The organism is Bradyrhizobium sp., assembly GCF_019242285.1.
Classification (GTDB): Bacteria; Pseudomonadota; Alphaproteobacteria; order Rhizobiales; family Xanthobacteraceae; genus Bradyrhizobium.
The window spans coordinates 1-3,363 of the sequence record NZ_JAFAVV010000485.1; the positions used below are offsets into that span (position 1 = coordinate 1).

The window sequence follows — 3,363 nt, forward strand, 5'->3', positions numbered from 1 at the left end:
GACTCTGGGATATGCGCGTCGTGCTTTTCCATTGGCGTTGAAGGAACGCGCATTCTCCTGGTCTTTTCCGCCGGTGGGCTCAATGCCGCGATTGAGGACGGCCAAGCGCCGCTCCAGTTCGCGTTTCTCCGCCGTTATCCTCACCGACAATAACTGAGTGACCTCTTCATGGAGCGACCACAGCTCGTCAAAAGACATGGTCTCCAAATCGGATTTCTTCGTCGACATATTGTAACCCTTTAGGACCTCGATCATATCGGATCTGCCTTATATAACGGTTTCACATATAGCTAGGTAACCTGTTACGCAAGTGACCCGACGCATAGAACCGGCACCCTTGGTGGCAACACCAATCATTTTCCCCTGCACTGCTTCTGTCGTTGCAGCCCAACGCTCCGAGCCCTTCGGCGACATCGGGTCGCCGTGATGTGGCCGCGTTAACCGTCCCCTCGGAGCAGCTTCCGATTTATAATGGCAATATCCCTAAAGAAAAATTGTTCCCGCCATTGTTAAATCAAGAATTGGTACAAATCTGCCATTCAACGTGAATTTAAAGCAGATAAATGCTGCACCTTGCAATTGCGCCACCTGCGAGATTTCAAAGCATCCAAGTACCTCGTGAACATTCGACGTCGATTTTGGCGATAAAACCAAGCTCGGATCGCCCGGTTTAAGGCACTGGGCCAAGGGCCCAGCTTGCCGACAAGAGTTGAATTACGCGCAATGTGCCTCGGAATAAGCGCGGGGCAAATCCCTCGAACAGAGGATGCGGCGCATCGCGCGAAGAGAATGCAGTAAAACCCGGTGGAATTGCTCGGCGTCTATTATCGCGGCGAGAATCGACTTCGGAGGCATATCGAGAGTTGGGTCATTTCAATGCACATACCTTGATCGATCTGCCTGACAAGCAGGCAACACCGCGCGTCCGGCAAGCCTTCTCCAATGCGCCCACCCTGTGATCCTCGCCGACTTGCGCGCCACGGCATGAACTCACCGGCGCCGCGGGCTCAGGAGGCGCCGCGATACGGCTGGCGGCGATCTCCACATGCGTCCCGGCAAGAGCCGACGATCCGATCAAGGTCCTCGGCACGATGGCCGCAGAACCAATTAAACCTCGCTCCTGCCGCCCGACCGCATTAAATAAAACAGAAACCTGCAATTAAATGCGTGCTTCGGAAGCTCGACGGGCACGAGCTCGCAAGACGCCGTTGAAGGTGCGTCTCCCGAGGAGCGGCTGATGGGAAGAGGCGGGCAATAGCCTGCTTGAATTTGCCTTTCTTCCCTCCCCGGTTGACGCGTTATTCCATACAACCAAATAAATTAACCATTTGTGACGTCAAGATTAATCACCTTTGGCTCACAATCAGGTAATTTAACACCCCATTTCTGCCGCGTTCTTGATGTAATCTTTTCATTGGGTGGATTCGACAAGGACCGGCAGACGGTCTGTTCGTATTTTGTATATTAGGTAGAGTGGAGTTTTGCGATGAGTGTGCTTCAACGACGGATCGCCTCCGTCACAGACACAACTGCCCACCTCGTCACTCAGCTTCAAGAACTGGATCAGCTCCGCGAACGGGTCAAAAAGGCGCTCTTATCGAGCAAGAGACCTCCACCAAGAAGACGGCCAAATCGGAAAGTTGCCGTTTCGCGTGCCTATCCAGGGCGGACGGATGCCAAATTGTGCACCGCCGAACTGGGTGTTCCAACGCGCGCGCCCTAGCCCTCGACCAAGCCATGACCAGGTGCCTGCCACGCGCGGCTGCGATTGCGCCGTCGTGCCGGCATGATTGCGGAATGGGGAGCGGCTCCGCGACATTTTCGCTGCGGCCCGGGTGCCCAGCATCCGGGATCGCGGGACTTCGTCTGACACCGCCCCCGAACTGATCTGGATAAGCCCAAATTCGTTGTGGGCGCTGCGCCCGATCGACGCCGGGAGACCCGGTCGCTGAGGGGCTTTTTCGAGCTTCATCGGCACCAGTTCAGCCGGCCGAGCCTCGAACATGGCCGACGAGCGGCCGCCGGGACTCAATTAAACCATTTTATTCATGGCGCATTGCCTTTGCTTGCAACAACGATTTAAATATCGATTGGTCATCTAGATTTAATCAAGTTGCATCGTCCAGAACTGTTCTGAATTTCAGACATCGCGTCATGGTCGACCCGCCACGAACTTGCCAGCCAGCGGAGGTGCACGAGTCAGACGCTCCTGCGCTCAGGATTGCCGGTTTCGGCGCGTGCATGATCAGTGGCTATCCGCACCAGGGTGGAGGGCTGTTCGAGGTTGGCTGCTCGGTGGTCGAAAGAAAACTCTCGCGGCCCGTACAATCGGCTTTCGTCAGCCTCGGCGGCTTTCCCGCGCCTCGGGCGGCGAAGTATCTCAAGAGCAGGGTGCTCAGCTTCAAGCCTCTCTATGTCGTGCTCCAGTTCGGCGCCACCGACGCACAATGCCCGATGCGAACCCGGAGCCGATCGAGCGATGCCGGCCGGTCAAGACCGGGCAGCGGCGACGATTACCACAAGCGCCCGAGCACCGCCCTCAGCCTTCTGCGTTGGGAAGTGGCGTCCATGCTGGGCCATCTTCGCAGGATCGAATCCATCACTCCGTTGCCGTCATTCATCGCAGCAATCGAGCATATGGTCGACAATTGCCGGTCCGCCGGTTCCACGCCCGTGGTGCTGTCGCCCTTTGTGTACGGCTCGCGATACACGATGGGCCGTGCACTCTCATATTCGGCCGCACTGCATGAGCGATACGCGAGCGCGCGCGACGTCATCGTCGTCGATTGCGTCAGCCTGCTCACGAACTTTCCGAAACGATCCATATTGCAGCACGACGGTTTCCATCTCACCCAATACGCTCAGGGTCTCGTTGGCGAAGCCGTCGGACGAGCGATAGTCGACGATATCAGAGCCAAGGATGGCCCTTGCGCATCGACAGCACACGCGAGCGCCGGCAACGTGGATGATGTCAGTCGTACGGACACGCTGGTCGGTCGCTTCATTTGATCTGAATGGACGGGATTCGCGTCATTCGCTCCGGTCGCAACGCCGGCGTCAGGTCCGGTCCAGCATGGACGATGATGTCCCAGAATGCGGACGCGCGGAGGAAGCCTTGCCGCCGTGCCGGCTGATGATCTCCGCTGTCGCTTCCGCCCCCGGGCATTGATTGTCGATGCGGGTAGCGATCTGGCCGTGCCGCGCAGGATCGCACGCGACGGCGCGACCTATGCCGCGACCGCCGCCGGTCACGGATGGCGCTAACCCCTTGCCTTCAGACGCATCCCCAATCTGGACCTGATTGGCCCGTCTGTTCCAGCGGGAAACGTGCCGGTCTGGCGGGGGAAACCGGGTTCTCTGCCA

General features: G+C 57.8%; 1 protein-coding gene and 1 pseudogene. One reads left to right on the forward strand and one right to left on the reverse strand.

Annotation, left to right across the window (positions count from 1 at the left end; translation table 11 throughout):
- Positions 1–228: pseudogene (locus JOY90_RS19275) on the reverse strand (H-NS histone family protein); the annotation flags it as partial.
- Positions 229–2,241: 2,013 nt separating this feature from the next.
- Here JOY90_RS19275 and JOY90_RS19280 point away from each other — a divergent pair.
- Positions 2,242–3,009, forward strand: a complete 768-nt coding sequence (locus JOY90_RS19280; protein ID WP_291692703.1) for a hypothetical protein — start codon at positions 2,242–2,244, stop codon at positions 3,007–3,009.
- Positions 3,010–3,363 lie beyond the last annotated feature (354 nt).

Coding starts and splice junctions, on each gene's coding strand:
- JOY90_RS19280 (WP_291692703.1), top strand. CDS start 2,242: ATGATCAGTGGCTATCCGCACCAGGGTGGAGGGCTGTTCGAGGTTGGC.